Annotated in this window: 18 protein-coding genes and 1 pseudogene; 1 reads left to right on the forward strand and 18 read right to left on the reverse strand. The window is 55.5% G+C overall.

The window, feature by feature from the left end; translation table 11 throughout:
* Window positions 1–101: 101 nt before the first annotated feature.
* From CXQ82_RS14905 to CXQ82_RS14925, 5 genes and pseudogenes are all read right to left on the reverse strand, one after another.
* Window positions 102–847, reverse strand: a pseudogene (locus CXQ82_RS14905) (ABC transporter substrate-binding protein).
* Window positions 848–892: 45 nt separating this feature from the next.
* Window positions 893–1,387, reverse strand: a complete 495-nt coding sequence (radC, locus tag CXQ82_RS14910) for a DNA repair protein RadC (protein ID WP_101270224.1) — start codon at window positions 1,385–1,387, stop codon at window positions 893–895.
* Window positions 1,388–1,487: 100 nt separating this feature from the next.
* Window positions 1,488–1,745 (reverse strand): hypothetical protein, encoded by a 258-nt coding sequence (locus CXQ82_RS14915; protein ID WP_101270226.1) that lies wholly within the window; start codon window positions 1,743–1,745, stop codon window positions 1,488–1,490.
* 71 nt (window positions 1,746–1,816) lie between these two features.
* Window positions 1,817–2,398 (reverse strand): STY4534 family ICE replication protein, encoded by a 582-nt coding sequence (locus CXQ82_RS14920; RefSeq protein WP_101270228.1) that lies wholly within the window; start codon window positions 2,396–2,398, stop codon window positions 1,817–1,819.
* An 899-nt stretch (window positions 2,399–3,297) separates the two neighbouring features.
* Window positions 3,298–3,639 carry a helix-turn-helix domain-containing protein gene (locus CXQ82_RS14925; RefSeq protein ID WP_101270231.1) on the reverse strand — a complete coding sequence of 114 codons (342 nt, stop codon included), beginning with the start codon at window positions 3,637–3,639 and terminating at the stop codon, window positions 3,298–3,300.
* Between the two features lie 209 nt (window positions 3,640–3,848).
* On the opposite strand from CXQ82_RS14925, the gene CXQ82_RS14930 reads away from it, so the two are divergent.
* On the forward strand, window positions 3,849–4,106 hold the full coding sequence (locus CXQ82_RS14930; RefSeq protein ID WP_101270232.1) for a hypothetical protein: 258 nt from the start codon (window positions 3,849–3,851) through the stop codon (window positions 4,104–4,106).
* A gap of 44 nt (window positions 4,107–4,150) precedes the next feature.
* On the opposite strand, the gene CXQ82_RS14935 is transcribed toward CXQ82_RS14930, so the two are convergent.
* The 13 genes from CXQ82_RS14935 to CXQ82_RS15005 all read right to left on the reverse strand — a co-directional run bounded on the left by CXQ82_RS14935 (window position 4,151) and on the right by CXQ82_RS15005 (window position 16,954).
* Entirely contained in the window at window positions 4,151–6,118 is a 1,968-nt protein-coding gene (locus CXQ82_RS14935) for a DNA topoisomerase III (protein ID WP_101270234.1), read from the reverse strand.
* Between the two features lie 240 nt (window positions 6,119–6,358).
* Window positions 6,359–6,814, reverse strand: a complete 456-nt coding sequence (locus CXQ82_RS14945) for a single-stranded DNA-binding protein (RefSeq protein WP_101270238.1) — start codon at window positions 6,812–6,814, stop codon at window positions 6,359–6,361.
* Window positions 6,811–7,329, reverse strand: a complete 519-nt coding sequence (locus CXQ82_RS14950) for a DUF3158 family protein (protein ID WP_101270240.1) — start codon at window positions 7,327–7,329, stop codon at window positions 6,811–6,813. The genes CXQ82_RS14945 and CXQ82_RS14950 overlap by 4 nt, the downstream gene beginning before the upstream one ends.
* Complete coding sequence (locus CXQ82_RS14955) at window positions 7,326–8,081, reverse strand: PFL_4669 family integrating conjugative element protein (RefSeq protein WP_101270242.1); 756 nt, start codon at window positions 8,079–8,081, stop codon at window positions 7,326–7,328. Before CXQ82_RS14955 ends, CXQ82_RS14950 begins: the two co-directional genes overlap by 4 nt.
* A gap of 237 nt (window positions 8,082–8,318) precedes the next feature.
* Window positions 8,319–9,509: an STY4528 family pathogenicity island replication protein gene (locus CXQ82_RS14965; RefSeq protein ID WP_101270247.1), complete on the reverse strand. Its 1,191-nt coding sequence runs from the start codon at window positions 9,507–9,509 to the stop codon at window positions 8,319–8,321.
* Window positions 9,506–10,054: a DUF2857 domain-containing protein gene (locus tag CXQ82_RS14970; RefSeq protein ID WP_101270250.1), complete on the reverse strand. Its 549-nt coding sequence runs from the start codon at window positions 10,052–10,054 to the stop codon at window positions 9,506–9,508. The genes CXQ82_RS14965 and CXQ82_RS14970 overlap by 4 nt, the downstream gene beginning before the upstream one ends.
* Window positions 10,051–11,637, reverse strand: a complete 1,587-nt coding sequence (locus tag CXQ82_RS14975; RefSeq protein ID WP_101270252.1) for a ParB family protein — start codon at window positions 11,635–11,637, stop codon at window positions 10,051–10,053. Before CXQ82_RS14975 ends, CXQ82_RS14970 begins: the two co-directional genes overlap by 4 nt.
* A 14-nt stretch (window positions 11,638–11,651) precedes the next feature.
* Window positions 11,652–11,861 carry a hypothetical protein gene (locus CXQ82_RS14980; protein ID WP_101270254.1) on the reverse strand — a complete coding sequence of 70 codons (210 nt, stop codon included), beginning with the start codon at window positions 11,859–11,861 and terminating at the stop codon, window positions 11,652–11,654.
* An 80-nt stretch (window positions 11,862–11,941) separates the two neighbouring features.
* Window positions 11,942–12,787, reverse strand: a complete 846-nt coding sequence (locus CXQ82_RS14985) for a ParA family protein (RefSeq protein ID WP_101270257.1) — start codon at window positions 12,785–12,787, stop codon at window positions 11,942–11,944.
* Between the two features lie 4 nt (window positions 12,788–12,791).
* Complete coding sequence (locus CXQ82_RS14990) at window positions 12,792–13,016, reverse strand: AlpA family transcriptional regulator (RefSeq protein WP_101270259.1); 225 nt, start codon at window positions 13,014–13,016, stop codon at window positions 12,792–12,794.
* Between the two features lie 115 nt (window positions 13,017–13,131).
* Window positions 13,132–13,881 carry a hypothetical protein gene (locus CXQ82_RS14995; RefSeq protein ID WP_101270262.1) on the reverse strand — a complete coding sequence of 250 codons (750 nt, stop codon included), beginning with the start codon at window positions 13,879–13,881 and terminating at the stop codon, window positions 13,132–13,134.
* 268 nt (window positions 13,882–14,149) lie between these two features.
* Window positions 14,150–15,616, reverse strand: coding sequence for an aldehyde dehydrogenase family protein (locus tag CXQ82_RS15000; RefSeq protein ID WP_101270265.1), 1,467 nt, complete (start codon window positions 15,614–15,616; stop codon window positions 14,150–14,152).
* Window positions 15,617–15,718: 102 nt separating this feature from the next.
* Window positions 15,719–16,954 (reverse strand): dienelactone hydrolase family protein, encoded by a 1,236-nt coding sequence (locus CXQ82_RS15005; protein WP_101270267.1) that lies wholly within the window; start codon window positions 16,952–16,954, stop codon window positions 15,719–15,721.
* Window position 16,955 lies beyond the last annotated feature (1 nt).

A 16,955-nucleotide genomic window follows, 5' to 3' on the forward strand; every position in this document is an offset into this window, starting at 1 on the left:
AAACCTCATGTCAGACTCAGTGCAGAACCTGACATGAGGTGAAGGAGCGATTCAGTGAGAAAGTTGATTCAAAGCGGGTCGTGTTAAAGCAGAACGCGTTGTTACTCATCAAAAATGGCGAGTCCATCCAAGACGGTGGCGTTGGGGTCGAAGATCAACAATCGCACATCCGCCAATGCCGCCAGGTATAACACCGTGACTAGGGCTTCCGGTGTGCCGGCGTCAAATTGCTCTTGTCTCAAGCTTGAATAACGTTTGTCCTCAATGTTCAGCAAGTTCTCGTCCGTCCATGGTGTGCCGATCAACTTGCAACCGATGCCGCAGCAATCCGGCAACGCGAAAAGTTCGAACAAAAGACCGATTTGCCTCGGAGCGGAGTGACTTACCCACCCTTCCAGATAGAACATCGCTTCTTCAGGAAGGTGTGCGGTACTGATCTCCCAGGCTCGACTGTAGTGTCCCGTTTCGAAGCGCAAGCGATGGACCATGGCTTGGGCTTCTTCCAGGGAGTACAGATCGCCGACGTGATGCTGCTCGTTGAACATCTCGCCCATCACGGCGTAGATCACTTGGCGCACCAGTCCGGTGGACTGGCAGCGTTCATCCAACTCTTCAGGAATGGATTGACCTTCGCTGATCAAGGCGAAATCGTCATTTAACAGGCAGGGGAACAGTTGCAGTTCATCGTCGGGCAGATGGGCCTGTGAGTCGTGCACGGGTCGAAAGCAGGGGGGCAGTCGTTTTCGTAGGTGATCAGTAGCAGCCGTTCGATATGCAGGTTGTCGTAACCGCGAGCAAATGGATTTGAGGCCACCAGTAGGGCTGGGGCCTGGTGTGTGAGGTTCATGAGGGCTCTCCAGAATGAAAAGGCGCCCGAAGACGCCTGTGAGGGTTAAAGCCAGCCATGTTCGGCAAGGGAGAGAGGACGACCTTCACCCACGATGAAGTGATCCAGTACACGCACTTCGATCAAGGCCAAGGCCTCCTTCAGCCGTGCAGTCAAGACGCGATCTGCCTGGCTGGGTTCCGTACACCCTGAGGGGTGGTTGTGAACAAAAATGGCGGCCGCAGCGTTATGCGCCAATGAGCGTTTAACGACCTGTCTGGGGTAAACGCTGGCGCCATCAATGCTGCCGTGAAAGAGGACTTCGAATGCCAGCACCCGGTGCCTGGCATCGAGAAAGATCACACCGAAGACTTCATGCTCTTGTTGCGCAAGGTGCAGTTTTAGGTATGAGGCCACAGTGTCAGGCGACGTCAGGATAGGGCCGCGGGCGAACAGCCGACGATCCAGAATATGCAGCGCTTCGTCGATCAGCTGGTTTTCTTGGATAATGCGAACAGCCTCGAAATCCGAGGTCTCAATCAATGTGAGTTGGGTGTTCATGGCGGTACCTCCGAAGGGAACAATCAGGGGTACACGCCCGAGGGGAGTGGTATCCCCGAGGTGGATGTGGAGTCGCGGGCGTTAACAGGTGGTGTGCTATTTACAGCCGAGTAAACCGGTGGCGTTGACCGTGTAGGTGTGCACCACAGCTGTCGCAGGGCAACGAGGAAAAGGCTTTTATTCCCCAGCCGGCGTCGGGATCGAAGTCGGCGCTGAAGGGCATCAGCCGAACTAACCCATGTTGCATCGCGGCGATGCGTTTCTCGATTTCATTCGTCGTATAGTAGAGCGATAGCGTGCTGTAGTCCTCGTAAGCCGCAGCGAACAGGCAGTCGTCGCAAAGCCAGAAGGATTCCATGGGGGTTCCCCCGTGTGTATAGAAGAAAAGGCGCTCGACGGAGCGCCTTGATGAGAAACATCGTGGACTGTTCAGGCGGACTGAACAGTACGGGTGGCATCACGGCGGGCCGTGAGGGGAGTGGGTGGAGATTCAGGTTTGACCCGAGCCTCTGTTGGGTTTTCGGTCTCCTCAGCTTCGGCATCAGCCGATGGTGGGGATTGCTCACTGTTTGGCGCTTGCTCAGCAGGTGCTGTTGCTTCCTGCCTGGCGGGCGCTTTGTATGCGAACGTGCCGTTGACCTTGATCCAGTCAATAAACAGCAAACGACCTTTCAGGCTGGCGCCCGGTTGGCCTTGTTTATCGCCTTTCTCGTAGAGAAACGGATCGATCCACAGGTCGCCGATACGGAACGACAGCAAGACCTTTTTCTCGGCTTTGACGGCGTCCATATAGAGACGAATCAAGCGTTCAGCTTCGCCCCCAGCGACTTTGCAGTCGAAGCGGGTGTACTCCACCGCATCGGTGGCACCGTGCAGGGCTGCGATATCGCAGGCCATGAATGGCTGACCGCGACGGACTTGTACTTCACGGACACGGTTGAGGTAGCCGATACCGACGGTGTGGAGGTTGAAGTAAGTGGTCGCTTCTTGGGATTGGTTGGCATGGGCCATGGTGGTTCTCCTGTTTCTAGGGAAAACGGCGGCGCACAATCCCTGACGGGGAAGTGAGCCCCCGTCAGGGTGGGTAAGGTGAGCAATGAACGACTCGCCACCGGCAAGCCGATGACGATCAGAACGATGCGTCTGGGGGAATAGCGGTGCAGCAGAGAAACGTCCGCGGTGGTGATCCGCTGGCAGGGGGTAGTGGGCATTCATCACCGCTGAAGCGGTAACCGCGCGAGCTTCCGAACGCTGATCGCACTTGGGTAAACCACCACGAACGTGGCGTAGCCTTGTAGGTTCAAGCTACCTGGGCTGGGCTGTCAACGACAGCGAACCACGCCCTTTGTATAAGCTTGTCACAGGGGAGCGTCAAGACGCTGCAACCCGATTTTTTATGCCTGGAATATAGTGGTAGTCACTGGACTGAAGAAAGTGAAGAGCTGGCCTGGCGGGGTGCCAGGCGAGGAAGAGAAAAGCCACCTTTGGCGGTCCTACGCAGTCGACAAGCTTCTCGCAAAACCTGGTTTAACTGCGCCATGATTCGCCAACCGACCCTTGTCGTGGCCTGGGTCGGAACCTGTTGGCACGCATCCGCGCACAAAGGGTGCCCAGTGTTTCCCCGGTGGGCTCCGGGACTGAATACGATCGCCGAGGCGGATGACCGCTGTTGCCTTGTAGAGGCAACAGTGGTCATCCGCCACGACGATCAGGTCGAGCACAAAACGGGAACGAAATCCCGCAGAGGAGAAGGCTCCGAACTCTAAGAGTCTGACCGAGCTGCCCGGAGCGAATCGGTCTTGGGTCGCGGTTGGCGATGATCCTTAGGCACTACAGCAGAGAGGGTGGGACGACGTCAAGGCAGAGTGCGCCGCCTCAAAGACCCCGGTATCGGATGCGAGTGAATGAACTCACTTGTTGGCAAGATGAGCGACTAATTGTTCGACGGTTGACAAGATAAAGGCACGGTCGCTTTCTTTCAGACCGTTCAGCAGACTCGCGATCATCTGGCCCTGGTCATTGGGGCGATTGCTCGACGCCGTCAGCAGTTCATCCATCCGACAGTCGAAGATATCCGCCAGTTGCATCAGCTTGACCACGGAAAGCTCCACCACACCTCGCTCTAAACGCGATACAGCTTCGCTGCCGATCCCCAAGCGTTCAGCCACCTCTTCCTGAGTCAGATTACGCTCGCTGCGGTGCTTCGCGATCATGCGCCCGATTTGGGCTTGGGTTGGATGTTTATGTGCCAAGTGATGAGTTCTCCAGTTCAACCCGAATGGTTGAGCAAAGACCCGTTGACATGAACATCCTTATAGGTTGAGTATCGACTTATAGGGTTGTTATATTGGCTGAAATCGCTGTGTAAGGCGACGTGGCTTCTATTCCTCCAGGAATCAGAGTCCGAGGTGGTCAGTGAGAATGAGCGGTCTGAAAGGGCCAAACTGAGGAACGGTTGAGCATGGAAGAGAAGAGCGAGAACGTCATGGATCAGATCTGGGATCGAACACTGGAGCTGTTCATCAAGATCCATGATTGCCCGGAGAACCCCGAACACTTCGACAGCCTTGTTCATTGGCTCAACGAAAATCCTGATCACCTGAAAGCGTTCAACGAACTGGGGCAGATATGGATTTCGACAGGCATCGCCCTGGCCCGTGAAATCGGACAACCCTTAATCGACTTAGAGAGGGATCAGTCACCGTTGATGATGCACTGACCACTACATTGACCCCAATGCTTATGTTGACCTCCAATGGCGCGTTATGGGCGAGGCGTATCTTTTTTGATCGGGGCAGTGCCCTTGCAGTCTGGGTAGCGGGAGCATGACCAGAACGGCCCTGATTTCCCCTTTCGCTTGATCATTGATGCATTGCACATGGGGCAGGTCGGCCCGGCTTTGATCGGTATCGACAAGGTGAGCGATCCATAGTGTTCGACCAATTGCGTAATCCAGTTTGCCTGCTTGGCGACGAATGCATCCAGGGTCAGACGTCCCGCTTCGATTTCGTCCAGCGCCTGCTCCCAGATCGCGGTCATACCCGGATCTGCAACCGCTATTGGTACCACTTCGATCAGGGTATGGGCAGCCGCCGAGGCCATTAAGGCGCGTTTTTTCTTCAGCAAATAACCGCGATCAATCAATCCCTTGATGATGCTGGCACGCGTGGCTTCGGTACCGATACCGGTGGTGTCCCGAAGTTTCTGTTTCAGGCGTGGATCGTTGACCAGCTTGGCCACATTTTTCATCGCCTTGATCAGATCGCCCTCAGTGAGAGGTTTGGGGGCGGCGGTGCGCATGGACTTGAGTTCGACGTCGTCCACTGCGCACTGCGTACCCTGTTGCAAGACGGGTAAGACTTGGGACTTGTAATTGGGCTCATCCTCCTCGGTGTTTTCGTAGAGCAAGCCTTTCCAGCCCGGAACCAGGATCTGTTTGCCAACAGCGGTCAATCGCTCTGCGCCACACTCCAGTTCGACCTGGGTCCGATCAAACTCATGGTGCGGGAGAAATTGCGCGAGGTAGTGGCTACGGATCAGTTCGTAGACTTGGCGCTCTAGTTCAGACATCCGCGCAAGGTTGGCCGACTCAGTGGTGGGGATGATGCCGTGGTGCGCAGTGACCTTGGCATCGTTCCACGCCCGTGACCGCAATGATCGATCGAGGCTTGCGAGTGCGTGCCGCAGTACGGGATCCGTTTTGAGCAGAGCATCGAATACCGCGGGTACCTCGTCGAACATACTTGCTGGCAAATAGCGGCAATCGCTGCGCGGGTAGGTGGTGGCTTTGTGGGTTTCATACAGGGCTTGGGCGATGTTTAGGGTTTCCTGAACGCCGAGTCCCAGCTTGCGCGAGCAGATCTCCTGGAGGGTGCTCAGGTCGAAGGGAAGGGGCGGCGCTTCGCGGAAATGCTCAGTCTGCAATGAGAGAACTGTGGCGGCGCAACCGTCAATAATTGTTTGGACTGCCTGACGGGCAAGCGTCTGATGCAGGCAACGACCGGCTTCATCTTGTCCTAAGCTGGGTGGTAACCACGACGCGATAAATGGTTGCCCCATGGAGGACAGGTGCACCTCCACTTCCCAGTAGGGCACCGAGACGAAGCTGGCAATCGCACGATCCCGATCGACCACCAGACGTAAAGTGGGTGTCTGGACGCGCCCAACCGACAGTACACCGTCGTAGCCCGCCTGCCGACCAAGAAGGGTAAACAAACGACTCAGGTTCATGCCGATCAGCCAGTCGGCGCGGCTACGGGCGAGGGCGGAGTGGTAGAGCGGGAAGGTCTCCTGACCAGACTTCAGCGCGGACAGTGCCCTGCGAATTGACGTCTCGTTGAGTGCGGACAGCCAGAGGCGCTGAACAGGGCCCCGATACTTGCAGAGCTCCAGCAATTCGCGGGCAATCATTTCACCTTCGCGATCGGCGTCGGTGGCGATGACGACGGTAGTCGCTTCACTGAGCAGGCGCTTGATGATTTTGAACTGTGCCGCAGTCTTGGGTTTGACCTCGACCTGCCACTGCGCGGGAGTGATCGGTAGATGATCCAGCGACCAACTCTTGAATTGTTCACCATAAGCTTCAGGCGGTGCTGTCTCCAGCAGGTGGCCGAAACACCAGGTGACGATAGTCTCGGGTCCGATCAGGCAGCCATTGCTGCGCCGGCTGGCTCCGAGAACCTTGGCGATGTCACGACCTTGGGAAGGTTTCTCGCAGAGGAAGAGACGCATAGAACTGCTCCGGATTGAGTTCGGAGCAGCGTTGTTGAAAACAGCGGTGGCGAGATATGAGAAACCTGAATGGCAGGTTCCTCATATTAGTCGGCGAGGGCAGCCTTGAAGATCCGAGACTGCTCCTCCATTTTAGCATGGACGACAGTGTGGGTCTTCACGAGCAGCGAGTAATAATAGGCCAGCAACTTCGCGCAAAGGCGCAATTTTTATGTCTGAAGTCTGTCAGCCCGTAGGTGGCTATCCTCTGCGCTTTTTGGGTTTCGACGCAGGTGAACTGGCCTGCTCTGTATTTTGCCCGGCGGGTGAGGCAGATGACGACGGTTCACTGGAGCGGTCCCGCATGACCATGCTGAGCACGCGATGAGGCAGGATACCGACGCGGCGGGCCTCGATCTTGAAGGTGACCCGTGCGTTGTCTTCGCTGTCCTCCCACTCATCGCGCACGGAGCGGCCTTCAACCAGCACGCGCATGCCTTTCTGGTACAGCGTGCTCCAGTGTTCAGCCTCGCGGTGCCAGAGCTCAACCGGCGCCCAATAACCGCCTCGATCTTCATAGCCGCCCTCGCGTGGCACGGGGTTGTCGAAGTAGACATTCAGCCGCAGCAAGCGCCGTGGCTCGTCATTGCCTGATGGAAATTCTTGGAACTCTGGCGCACTGCCGATATTGCCTTCGCCGACGAAAAAAGTACTCATCGTGATACCTCCACTGCGGTTGTGAACTGGCGCAGCAGCCGTTCGGCGCTGTCTATTTTGATCGCACAGGTCGAGGCCTGGCGGTAGAGCGAATGGACCACACTCATCTGTAGGTTCAGTGCAATGCGATCGCATTCGAAACGGTGCAATCCCTCGCGTACGACCTGCGGCAGGGCTTTGTTGCAGACCTGGTGTTCCCAGACCGCAACCCCCATGCGGGCGAAGTCACGGGTGCGCCAACGCAAAAAGGAGCTGCCCGCACTGGTGCTCTGCAGCACTAATCGAATTTCCAGCAGTGAGTAAGGGGGCTGTCCGGTCTGCTGCACCACTGCCTCCATCAGGTGACATAACTGCGCCTCTATTTCCCTCGCCACCTGCGCCAGGTGCTCCAACTCCCCCTTACCCTTAAAGGGCTTTAAAAGGCCTTTTAGGGAGGCGGCGTGTTCGAGCTGTCGATAGGCATCCGGTGTCAATGCTTCGAAGGGCATTGGTTGAGCCGGGATCATGGGATTCATCCTTCGTCCTCCGACTCATCCACTGTCGCAGATGGGGTTTCTGCTTCCTCTGCCGGCGCGTCATTGTCATTCACTGGCACAGCACCACGACGAATGATCGGTGGCGCGAACTGGGAGCGGCGATGACCCTCAAGAATGTCCATCGGGGGCAAACCCAACTTCTCGATGGCCGCCAGGGCACGGGCGTTGTTCGCCGCCATGTCATCACGCGTGACGCCGGCATGCCGATAGCGCTGTGCCTGACCGAACAGACTACGCAGCAGATGGGCACCGTCGTCGATCCAGGCTTCCATGTCGACGCGGCCAATCAGGGCTGTGTGATGGGCCAATAGGGTACGACGTACCAGGGTGTCGTAGTCGGTCAGCAAGTAGACCGCCAGAAAACCCAGCTGGCTGCCGATGTACAACGGCAAGGTGACGGGGTGGATGTTGAGGTTGTCGCCCATGTCGATCTGTGTCGGTAGGTCCTGCCTGATCCGATCCAGCTGTTGGGTCAGTTCCAGCATCCCAGCCTTGGCCTGCATCAGTTTTTCTTCGAGTTGCACCATGGCCCAGTCGGCATAGGGATCGTCCTGGGCCGCGGTTTGTTTGATCAGGTTGGTGATACTGATGTAGCCGGCCATGCCCATGATCGAGTGGACGCCTTCACGTGCGTTTCGACCTTGCCAGATACGGGCGGCGTGGTGAGTGTGCAGGGTCAGGGTGATGCTGCTGCGCAATGAACCCAGATTGAGTTGATAGTGGTCGGCCACAATGTTGTCCTCGCGTTGGCTTGGACGGAAACGTTGCAACAGATGAGGGTCAAGGGCAGCCAAAAAGCTGAATGCGGTCTGTTCGGTTTGATCGGGTTATTTTCGGAGACGTTCGTGAGTGACGTCGGTGGCATCATTTCCAGGGATGGCGATGGCTGTAACGGCCGGACTGCGCAGATTCGATCCTTTGCGAACTCCCATTAGACCTCAGTAGATTTGATGCCACTGGCATCAAATCTACTGAGGTCCAGGGCGTTTTCCGCGCAGTTGCCGCAGCTCATTCAGACACGCTTGGGCGAGGGCGGAGGCGGGTTGACCCTGCTTTCGGGGTGGGCGTAATGGTGCATTGGGGGGCGGTTCGGTAACGGGTGAGGGCGCTATCTGACCTGCCCAAGGCCGAAAATCGCCGTTCAGTGCGCGCTGGATCAGACCCATCAGATACGCCGCTGGCTTGCGGATACCTCCAGCCGTACAGCGTGCCCCCGCTTCATTGAGCACCGCCTGACGATCCGCGGGTTTGAGCTTGTTCAGCGCCACGGCAACGGCCTGACGCTCGCTTGGACTCATGTGCAGCGAATCGGGCCAGTGCAGGTTATCCACCGCCGGGGTCGCGCGCGGTACAGTACAAGTACTTTCTTTTAATACGGTACAGGCGGCGTTCGGATTCCGAACAGCGCCGGAAACATTGGTGTTCAGGCTCGGTTCGGAATCCGAACGAGGTACCACACGATTCCGAACAAGGTGATCTTCCCCCAGTTCGGAATCGCGCATGCTGGCGTCGATTGCCTGATCCAATCCTTGCTGCATCCAGTGTTCGCCCCAACTATCGAGCCGTGTGGGTAGCTGACCTAAATCGATACGAGTGTCCTGGCGAACTTCTTCCAGAACATGCTGAGCGACAATGCGTACAGCCTTGGTCGCATGACCGAGGGCATGTCCGACCAGCTCGAGGTACTCCTGATCCAGTTCCATGGCTTCGGCGGGGGTTAACGGCTCATCGTGCAGGACGTACAGAGAACCTTGCAGGCGTCCGCTGAGCTGATCGCGCCCGCGACTCACCAAGCTGAGCCAGCGCGTCAGCCTGAGCATCGTCAAGACGCGAGCGATGGTTTCACGTGAGGTTGACGCGCTGTAGGGCACGCTAGAGAGGTAAGGCTGCAAATCCTCATAGCGCGGTGTGATCACGCCCTGGCCTTGGAGCATGAGTCGAAATACCTGCCAGGCATTACGTTCCAATGGTGTCAGCCGATGATCCAACAGCAGGCGACGCGGCACGACTTCATGTGATTGGCCACTGAACAGAAAGCCAGTCTGCAGAGCCTGGTTGGATGGTTGTTCAGTGGTAGCGCGTGCGGGCCTGCGGTCACTCAGCTGCTGGGTGCATTGCTGCAGGACACGCTGCCAGCGACTGGAAAGTGCGGTGTTCATGTTCCGTTGCTGTATTGGTTGATCTGCTGCCAAACGATAGTCAAGCTGATTTGTTGCTCTTCCGCCAGCATCATCATGGCGTCGAGCTGATCCCCGGTACCGTCTTGAGCGCGTAGCTGGCACCAACGCTGCCAAAGCGCATGTTCCTGCGCTTCGCTCAAATGCTGAGGGCGGCCCTTACGGGTTTCTATCTTGAGTAGTCTTCGGCGCAGGGCGGTTTCCGAATGCGCCAAGCCGAAGCATTGGTACATGATAGTGCTGCTGGCGCCTAGCTTGAGCGCGCGATTGATCAAGCGCTCGTTCTGCTCGTCGCGTTCGGCTTGCTCGATCAACCGATGCAGCAACGACGAGTCGATCTTGACCTCGACCCATGACACTGTGGCATGGGCCAGGCGCGACAGCGTGGTGGGCGGTAAGGATTGCAACAGATAGATGTCGTCCTCACCCAGTCCGAGTGCTTTGCAGCGTTGCAGATTACCCAGGCGCAGCTCATGCAGCACCTGAGTCAGCATGGCTTGGTTGAGCACATTGAAAGACAAGCTCATAGCAACTTCTCCGGTGACTCCGCTTCAGGGGGAAGCGTTAAGTCGATTAGACGTCGGGCCAGGCGTATCAGGCGAAACAGCTTAATTAACAGACTGTCAGGCAGTCGCTCCAGCCCCACGTCCGTGACTGGTCGATCTGGCAGATAGAGTTGATAGACCCCTAACAACAGTTGCCCGAATAGTGCGGAAGGTATTTGCTTGCGATCTTCCCAGTTCACCTCGTCTTGAGCGCGTAGCAGGGCCAGGAGCATTAGGTGAACGCCGGTCGAGCGAGGTGCTGAAAGATCGAGTCGCTCAATGTCCAACGCGAAGCCCAAGCCATGCTTTTGATCTATGATGCACTCGGCATCTCCGGCATAGGCCGCCATTTCCCGAGCCAGTCCTGCAATGCTTAAACGCAGTTGTTCGGGCGTATCCAGCGTTGGTGCGATGGTCCAGAGGTCGTCGATTGTGCAAGTTTCGAATGAAGACTCCGCTTCGGTAATGATCTCGCGATCGATTTGCTCACGAATCTGTTGAACGCGTGATAGGTGACTGACCGCAGGTAAAGTATTTGTTTCGGGTTCGTTGAGCCGTTCCTTTGAAATTGGCTCTATCTTGCTCTTGGCATCAGTTGATTCGGGTTTTGTATCGGAGTAGGGCAACTCTGCCGCAGTTTCATGCACGCTTGGCCGATGGCTGCTTTCTGAGGGCGTGGTGGGGACAGCCCAAGGCGTAGAGACGCCCCGTTGGGTATCGCTCAGCTCCAGGGCCAGCATACGGTAGGACTGTCCGAGAAAGTGGCTCATGCGTTCGAGCAATTCGTCCTGGATCTGCTCAAGATCAAAAGATTCAGGATCGCTATCGAAGTAGCCCATTGTCTCCAGCCAGAACTCTGCAAACGCGACTGTGGCGGTTGGATAGCGGTTCCAGGTTCGCTCAGCCTGACTACGTAGACCGATCAGACGTTCTATCTGAGGCTTACCCAAGCCGGCATACAGAGTTTGTGGAATGGCAGGTAATAAGTGTTCGAGGGTATCCAGCATCCGGCTGATATGCGACTGCGAAACCGGATAGCCTCCAGCGGCAAGACGTCGAGCCAGCTCCCGTTGTGAGAGCTCTGGGCCATCCGACTCAAGCATGGTTTTGAGTTTGGCTACTGCCAGGGCCCTTTCGATGAACGTGAGTTGGCCGTGCAGGTCGCTTTCCGCCAGATGGCCGAGTAGGGTGTTGGTTTCATTGCTCCAAGGTCGGAACAGGCAGTGAATCCGAAAGAAACGCTCGTCGCGAGTTTCCTGCCACAGCTCGCCGAGAATTGCTAAGCGCGTATTACCGCCGTTGCGGATGATGAAAGAGGTTTCACCCGGGCGACGGGTAATCGGTGGCGGTTGATCCAGCCCGCGTTCACGGATCGATGCCTTGATATCGTCATAAAGCGGGTTACGAATGAAGCGTGGGTTGTGTTCGTAGGGACGTAACTGTTCCAGAGTGACCAGCATGGGAGTGTCTATGACGGGATCGGACAGGCGTTCCAGTTCTGGACCTCGAGTGAAGTGGTCCTGGTGCAGCTTGTCGGTGATTTCCTCCTGACTGAGCTTCTTCATCTCAACCGCCTCGGTTAACGTCGGCTATGTAAATGGTCACCGACCTCGAATTTCACGATTTCGGCAGTCCCTGAACCTTCGAAATGTTCGGAGAGTTCTGCGAGGAACCACACCATTGCCGAGCGCCCACCTTGCAAACGAAAAACCACGGTGCAGTATTCCTCGCAAGCCGCGTCGCGTGGTCGAATGGAAGGCTGAACAACGATAGGAAACTGATCCAACATTAGAAAACTCCTTACCAAGCTCTATTTGCTTCAAGGTCGATCAAACAAAAAAATCGGTGAAATGCTGATTGGGTGATTTTTTATCGAGGCTCCGCACACCTCATTACCGAAGAGATCGCTTCACGCCATTCAGGGAATAATTCGATGGCCAGCGCCTGCATGACTTCTAGCGCAGATTGCGAGCGTCGGCGTTTACTCGACGGGCGAGCGTCTATTCGGTGGACCGGTAAGCCGAGGGAGGCGGCATTGAGATACGCCACCCTGTCCGGGATTACAGTGTCTAGCACCGAGATATTGGTAGCCTCTGCGAAAGTCGCCCGCAGGCTCCGGATGATCATCTGGGTGTCCAGTCGATTGACGTTCACTTGGTTTAGTAAGAGCCGTAACGGCGGCGGGTCTATACCTAGATGGCGAAACGGTTCGAGCTCACTCAGTAGCGTCAAGGTGCCCCGGCGCATTTCGCGGGCAGCGAGCATTTCCGGCGTGATGGGAGAGAGGGCGAGATCGGAGGCCAGGATTGCCATTTCCACCAGTACACTGCGTACTCCCTGAGTATCGATCAAAAGCAGGTCATAATTGAGACACAACTCGTTGAGCAAATTGTGCAGGCGCAGTCGTCCGTCAGGGGCATGCAGCAACAAGGTGCTCAGTCGACCTTGATCGTCGTTGGAGAAAATCAGGTCGAGACCGACGACTGCAGTCCTAGAAATTATTCGTTCAGGTATTGTTAGATTGAGTGCAATGAGCTCGTACGCACCTGCCTGAGCTTTCTGGCTCAATGAATAATAACTGGAGAGGGTGGGTTGGCTATCCAGATCCAAGAGCAGAACACGCAGGCCAGCGTCGGCCAACAGACCACCAAGATTGGCCGCTACTGTAGTTTTGCCTACCCCACCCTTGGTGGAAACCACAGAGACCACGTGCATCACCTCACTCCTGTCGCGAAAGGCGTTCTGCAATCCAGTGCTCGATTTCCAGTGAGTCCCAGCCAACTGCGCGCAGTCCAATACGCTTCGCCCGCGGAAACTTGCCTTCCTTCATTAGGTTGTAAATGTGCGCACGTTTGAAGCCGGTTTTTTGTTCAACCTCGTCACGTCGCATGATGTGGCGTTGGGGTTGAGGTGCTTCAACTGAGGTGACAGGTTGGTTGGACATGTTAGTCACTCCTGGCGCCAATTGGCGCGTGGTGGGAAGTGACATGGATTGAATCGCACAAGGCGGGATGAGTCATTGCATTGCAATCAAGCCCATTGCAACGCAATTGACTGGATCAGTTGTTTTTCTTGAGGCTACGATTGGCCACGGCAAACTTTTCATCCAGCGTGCGCTTGCTGAGGCCGGGGACATCTTTGTGGCGGGCGACAATGGCGTCAACGATGGCTGCTTGATTCGTGAATACCGAAAGAGGTTTTCCGGCAGGCGAACGGTCCAAGAGAAGGCTGACCAATGCCCCAATGATGTTGTGATAGGTCAGTTCGCTGCGCTCGCTGAGTTGACCATTCGTTTTGGCCAAGGCTTTGAGATCATCTCTTTCAAGTCCAATCGACTGGAGCTCTCCCAAGATTTCTTGAATGCGATGCTGTTGCGCTTTGAACGCTCTCGATAACTCATCTCGATCTGCTTTCAAGGAGAGAAAAGTTCCTAGACTGACCTTTGAAGGCGCATCTTCACCAGACTCGAATAAGAAACTGGGCTTGTGGTCGGGGTAATGAATCTCCATCCAACGGCGTAAGTCCGAATGGCGTATGGTCAGTTGATAGGGCTCTACATAGCTTCCCAAAGGAACAGAAATGCCGAGACAGCCATACGGCAGCTCACCATTGCGTATGGCGTCTAAAATCCTTTCGAAAGCCATGTGAAGATTGGGCCATTGGGGAAATAGGACTGCAAGCTTCTCGGGCTGAGACCAATCCGCCTGAACTATTTGGGATTCGTAGCGAGTGAGATTGCACCAGCGCAATGCTGCGTCTACAGGGCGATAGAAGCTTTTGCTATGTGGATTGAAAACATAAACGCTCATCTGCGGCGGACTTCCATTCCTAATGGGTAGGCCTCACACCGACTATCAAAAAATCAAAACTAGCTATTCACGCTAGCTTTTTCCTCGGTTGACCAACTCGGTGAGGTCACTCCATTTCCAGTTAAACGATTTTTTACGCGTAAAATTTCTCGGAAATAGTAGTTCTCGCTCAGTGCTCATTATTTCCGTCTTCTGAAACCCATCTCCAGCGACTGTGTGGTTTAGTGCAATGGCCCCAATCCGACAGGATGGGGCCATACATTGCTCATCAGATAGGGAAGGCACGCTCCCCCAGTTGTAAAGTCACCCACTTAAGCTCGGTCATGTCGTGAATTGAATAACGACCATTTTCCTTACCGTGACCGCTATCCTTGAAACCTCCGAAAGGCGCATTGGGGTCGTCGTCAAAAGAATTATCATTGATATGTACCGAACCCGCGTCGATACGAAGTGCGAAATCGAATGCCTTCTGAAGATCGTTTGTCACGATGCCTGAAGAAAGGCCGTAGGAAGTATCGTTTGCCAGCTCAATGGCGTGCTCGAAGTCTTTGGCCTTGTAGATGGAAACCAACGGTCCGAAGCTCTCTTCATCATAGACAGCCATCGACGGCGTGACGTCGGTCAATACGGCGGGTTGGAACAGGTTTCCCAGATATTCACCACCCGTCAGCAGAGTTGCACCTTTGGCAATGGCGTCGTCGATCTGACCACGGATAAATTCGCACTGGTTGGCGCTTATCAGTGGACCCACTATCGTGGTGGGGTCGGTAGGATCACCGCACCGAATGGAGCGGACTTTCTCAACGAACGCAGTGCAAAACGCCTCATAAATGCCGTCTTCGACAATGATCCGGGAGTTGGCCATGCACACCTGGCCCTGGTTGAAGAAAATTCCGAATGCAGCGGCGCTGACGGCATAGTCCAGCTTCGCATCATTGAGGATGACGATGGGACTCTTGCCGCCAAGTTCCAGGACAATTCGCTTCTGGAACCTCCCTGCCAGCTCGGACAGGTACCGACCGACTTTCGCCGACCCCGTGAAGGTCACCATTTTCACGCGTTTGTCTGAGAAGAACTTATCCCCTAACGCTTCATTGGTAGTGGGCAGCACGCTGAACACGCCTGGAGGGACGCCGGCTTCTTCCAGAATCTCAGCGAAGAGCAAACCAATCAGCGGGGTTTGCGGGGCAGGCTTCATTAGGAACGCGTTCCCGGCGGCCAGGGCTGGTGCAAGCTTTTTCCCGTTCAAGAGCAGCGGTGCGTTAAAAGGACCAACGCCCGCAATGACACCCAGCGGCTGCCTTATGGACATCGAGATACGACCCGCACCATCGGCAGGCATGGTTTCGCCACGGATATCCCGCGCCTGTCCTGCCGCTATACGAAATGTGCTGACCATGTAGTCGCATTCGAACATGGCTTTGCCGAACACATTGCCACCTTCCTCGATGAGGATCTTCGCAATGTCGCCTCGACGACGTTCGATGATGTCCGCAGCACGGCAGAGAATGGCTTCGCGCTCCTTGGCGAGGGTTTTCCCCCAGGCCTTTTGCGCCTCGAAGGCTGACGCGATAGCGCTATCGATGTCTGCTGCCGTTGCAAGCTTCACACGTGCAATAGCTTTTTGGGTGTAGGGGTTAATCACGACCTGTTCCGGCTGGTCTTCGCTCTGCCAGGATTTACCATTGATATAAGGGTGGTAGATTTTTAGGTCTTTTAGGGCTAAGTCGGTCATTGCAGCACACCTATGGGTCATGTTTGCGCAGTAAATTATTGTTGAAGTAACGAACTGGATATGGGCTGCGCGTCCCTGTCCTTAGGACTCTCCAGCGGCGCATTACAAGGCTTCGCTATTCTTCCAATTATTCATCAGCGTATTCGAAGGCAGTGCCTCATCCAGAAGCTTCTGCGCAGTGATCACGCCTGCGACAGGCAAGCCTTTCGGGTCAAGAAGACCGACCTGGACCAGCAGACTCGCTTGATCCCAGTAAATATGCTCGTGATAGAGCTTGTCGCCCCTGAATCGGACGACCCCCAGCATGGGGATTTCGACATACTTTCCGGTAGGCGCCACGTTCGGGAGCATCCAATCGATCTCCGTCGTGTGGGTAAAACACATGATGAATTCATCGACGATCTGGAGCGCACCGACCGTCCGGGAAAGGGGGATCAGTTTCATGTCCGGCGGGTTTCCGTGGACAAAGTGGTGCTGATAAAAACGACTCAGTTGCTTGCTGCCAACCCCACCAGTCATCGTCGGAATGTGGTTGACGTAGGGTTCCGAGACCATGGTTGCCATCGTTGCAGGAACGTCCCGAGTATCGAACTCATGCTTTACATGCTCGTCCCACAAATCAGAAAGGTTGAAGTTTGGACCAATCTCCCGCTTCAACGCGGCGATGGTTCTTTCGTGGGCCATAAGGGCAGCGGGTTTGTCGAAGTGGTCACTACCTACACGTGCAAAAGCATGGTCGACATTCGGATAGACATAGATCTCCGAGCCTTTACTGCCTTTTAATGCTGAGCTGATTTTGGCGCGGGCTCGGGCGTCGCAGTAAGCATCGTTTTCGGCAAAATGAAGAACCAGCCGCCCCTGGATGTTATCCACTTCGTCGAGATAGTTTTCGATACCCATGCCATAGAAACCGACGGAGCAAGCAGCCTTGGTGCGTGTGGCCGTGAGATACGCCAGTTTGCCGCCCATGCAGAAACCGACGAAACCCAAGTCATCACCTTCGACCTGGTCCAGGGTCTTGAGCTTGGCAAAGCATGCAGAAATATCATCAACAGCCAGATCCAAATCCAGGCGCTGGAAGAAATCGATCGCTTTTGCAAAATCCTGTTCCGTGTAACCGAGGTCGACGTCCCGCTCCATTCTCCAGAACAGGTCGGGCACCAGTACCACATATCCCTCTTCAGCATAGAGGTCTGCAACGGCCCGCATATTTGCGTTGACGCCAAAAATTTCCTGACCAAGAACCAGTCCCGGGCCTTTTCCGCTCGCGGGAACAGCAAGATAGCCGCGAAACGTTTGTGCTTTGTCCAGGGTCTGGATACCGATGAATTCGCCCATT

Origin of the sequence: Pseudomonas sp. S09G 359 (genome assembly GCF_002843605.1) — a bacterium.
GTDB lineage: Bacteria > Pseudomonadota > Gammaproteobacteria > Pseudomonadales > Pseudomonadaceae > Aquipseudomonas.

Bases quoted from the DNA above. Each gene is read 5' to 3' on its own strand.
- CXQ82_RS14995 (WP_101270262.1), bottom strand. From the start codon at position 13,881: ATGAGCGTTTATGTTTTCAATCCACATAGCAAAAGCTTCTATCGCCCT.
- CXQ82_RS14985 (WP_101270257.1), bottom strand. From the start codon at position 12,787: ATGCACGTGGTCTCTGTGGTTTCCACCAAGGGTGGGGTAGGCAAAACT.
- CXQ82_RS14945 (WP_101270238.1), bottom strand. From the start codon at position 6,814: ATGAGTACTTTTTTCGTCGGCGAAGGCAATATCGGCAGTGCGCCAGAG.
- CXQ82_RS14980 (WP_101270254.1), bottom strand. From the start codon at position 11,861: ATGTTGGATCAGTTTCCTATCGTTGTTCAGCCTTCCATTCGACCACGC.
- CXQ82_RS14920 (WP_101270228.1), bottom strand. From the start codon at position 2,398: ATGGCCCATGCCAACCAATCCCAAGAAGCGACCACTTACTTCAACCTC.
- CXQ82_RS14965 (WP_101270247.1), bottom strand. From the start codon at position 9,509: ATGAACACCGCACTTTCCAGTCGCTGGCAGCGTGTCCTGCAGCAATGC.
- CXQ82_RS14930 (WP_101270232.1), top strand. From the start codon at position 3,849: ATGGAAGAGAAGAGCGAGAACGTCATGGATCAGATCTGGGATCGAACA.
- CXQ82_RS14935 (WP_101270234.1), bottom strand. From the start codon at position 6,118: ATGCGTCTCTTCCTCTGCGAGAAACCTTCCCAAGGTCGTGACATCGCC.
- CXQ82_RS14975 (WP_101270252.1), bottom strand. From the start codon at position 11,637: ATGAAGAAGCTCAGTCAGGAGGAAATCACCGACAAGCTGCACCAGGAC.
- CXQ82_RS15005 (WP_101270267.1), bottom strand. From the start codon at position 16,954: ATGGGCGAATTCATCGGTATCCAGACCCTGGACAAAGCACAAACGTTT.
- radC (WP_101270224.1), bottom strand. From the start codon at position 1,387: ATGAACACCCAACTCACATTGATTGAGACCTCGGATTTCGAGGCTGTT.
- CXQ82_RS15000 (WP_101270265.1), bottom strand. From the start codon at position 15,616: ATGACCGACTTAGCCCTAAAAGACCTAAAAATCTACCACCCTTATATC.
- CXQ82_RS14990 (WP_101270259.1), bottom strand. From the start codon at position 13,016: ATGTCCAACCAACCTGTCACCTCAGTTGAAGCACCTCAACCCCAACGC.
- CXQ82_RS14950 (WP_101270240.1), bottom strand. From the start codon at position 7,329: ATGAATCCCATGATCCCGGCTCAACCAATGCCCTTCGAAGCATTGACA.
- CXQ82_RS14970 (WP_101270250.1), bottom strand. From the start codon at position 10,054: ATGAGCTTGTCTTTCAATGTGCTCAACCAAGCCATGCTGACTCAGGTG.
- CXQ82_RS14915 (WP_101270226.1), bottom strand. From the start codon at position 1,745: ATGGAATCCTTCTGGCTTTGCGACGACTGCCTGTTCGCTGCGGCTTAC.